Below are 2,116 nucleotides of genomic sequence, written 5' to 3' on the forward strand. Positions count from 1 at the left end.
CGGATTCCTCGATGAAATTATTGCGTGTTGCAGAGGGGATGTGACGGCTGCAAACAAAACCAATCCCGTGAGCCTGCTACTATTGATGGATTCATGCCAAAAGCACAGGAGAGCATTATGGGGCAACAAAAGCAGCGTAATCGACGTTGGGTTCTGGCCTCGCGTCCACATGGCGCACCGGTTCCGGAGAATTTCCGTCTTGAAGAAGATGATGTCGCCACACCGGGTGAAGGACAGGTGTTACTGCGCACAGTTTATTTGTCCCTGGACCCGTATATGCGTGGACGTATGAGCGATGAGCCATCTTATTCACCGCCGGTTGATATTGGCGGCGTGATGGTCGGCGGTACGGTGAGCCGTGTCGTGGAGTCGAATCATCCTGATTATCAGCCTGGCGACTGGGGGCTGGGCTACAGTGGATGGCAGGACTATGACATATCCAGTGGTGATGACCTGGTGAAACTTGGCGATCATCCGCAAAATCCATCGTGGTCGCTGGGTGTGCTGGGGATGCCAGGCTTTACCGCTTATATGGGGCTGCTGGATATCGGTCAGCCTAAAGAGGGCGAAACGTTGGTGGTAGCTGCGGCGACAGGACCAGTGGGGGCGACGGTGGGGCAAATCGGCAAACTTAAAGGTTGCAGAGTGATGGGGGTAGCCGGTGGCGCGGAAAAATGCCGCCATGCTACCGAGGTGTTAGGCTTCGATGTTTGCCTTGATTACCTCGCGGACGATTTTGCCGAACAACTGGCGAAAGCGTGCCCAAAAGGTATTGATATCTATTATGAAAACGTGGGCGGTAAGGTATTTGATGCAGTGCTACCATTACTTAATACATCTGCGCGCATTCCCGTTTGTGGCTTAGTGAGCAGCTATAACGCTACAGAGCTACCACCCGGTCCGGATCGTTTACCCCTGTTGATGGCAACGGTGCTGAAAAAACGTATTCGCTTGCAAGGGTTTATTATCGCTCAGGATTATGGTCACCGCATCCATGAGTTTCAGAAGGAGATGGGGCAATGGGTGAAAGAGGATAAAATCCACTACCGCGAAGATATTACTGATGGTTTAGAGAATGCGCCACAGACGTTTATCGGCCTGCTGAAGGGTAAAAACTTCGGCAAAGTGGTGATCCGCGTCGCGGGTGATGATTAAAGTTTCAACGGCGGCGTAAGCCGCCATAAAAATCCAGGCAAAAAGCTTATTTTCAGCTTTAATTAACTAACCACGTCATTGTTCTGCTGCTAATAACAACAAAGGTGGGTGGTTTATGATTATTCACTTTAATACACTAGGTGAACTCCTTCTGCCATGCAGGCAGGGTTGGACAGAAAACACGCGAAGGAATTAAAATGCCTGGAACGGGAAAAATGAAACATGTCAGTTTGACTCTGCAGGTTGAGAACGACCTGAAACATCAGCTTAGTATTGGCGCATTAAAACCTGGCGCACGCCTGATTACTAAAAATCTGGCGGAGCAATTAGGTATGAGTATTACACCTGTGCGTGAAGCATTATTACGTCTGGTTTCGGTGAATGCGCTTTCTGTCGCACCTGCACAAGCATTTACAGTACCGGAAGTGAGGCAAAGTCAGTTAGACGAAATCAATCGGATCCGCTACGAACTGGAATTAATGGCAGTTGCCCTGGCTGTTGAAAACCTCTCCTCGCAAGACATAGCAGAACTTCAGGAATTGCTCGGGAAATTACAGCAGGCGCAAGAAAAGGGCGACATGGAACAAATCATTAATGCGAACAGGCTATTTCGCTTAGCGATTTATCATCGCTCAAATATGCCCATCCTGTGTGAGATGATTGAGCAACTGTGGATCAGGATGGGACCTGCTTTACATTATCTTTATGAAGCGATTAACCCAGCGGAATTACGGGAGCGCATAGAAAACTATCATCTATTACTCGCTGCGTTAAAAGCAAAAGACAAAGAGGGATGCAAACATTGTCTTGCTGAAATTATGCAACAAAATATTGCTATTTTATACCAGCAATACAATCGTTAAATTAAATGCCCGGCAAATACCGGGCATCAAGTAATTACTCAAATCGCCACGCAATATTCATGCCGACACCATAATTTCGTCCGGGCGCAGGTTCATCG

Annotated in this window: 2 protein-coding genes; both read left to right on the plus strand. The window is 48.3% G+C overall.

Annotated elements, in window-relative coordinates:
- Positions 1-117 precede the first annotated feature (117 nt).
- A complete protein-coding gene (gene curA, locus ACUU1I_RS20285; RefSeq protein WP_005068007.1) occupies positions 118-1,155 on the plus strand; it encodes an NADPH-dependent curcumin/dihydrocurcumin reductase in 1,038 nt (345 codons plus the stop codon).
- Positions 1,156-1,352: 197 nt separating this feature from the next.
- Positions 1,353-2,018, plus strand: coding sequence for a colanic acid/biofilm transcriptional regulator McbR (gene mcbR, locus ACUU1I_RS20290; protein WP_005068010.1), 666 nt, complete (start codon positions 1,353-1,355; stop codon positions 2,016-2,018).
- The last annotated feature ends 98 nt before the right edge of the window (positions 2,019-2,116 follow it).

The organism is Shigella sp. SIG3 (assembly GCF_053555855.1).

What these genes read in the sequence shown, in the direction of transcription:
- curA (WP_005068007.1), top strand. Translation starts at nt 118, where the DNA reads ATGGGGCAACAAAAGCAGCGTAATCGACGTTGGGTTCTGGCCTCGCGT.
- mcbR (WP_005068010.1), top strand. Translation starts at nt 1,353, where the DNA reads ATGCCTGGAACGGGAAAAATGAAACATGTCAGTTTGACTCTGCAGGTT.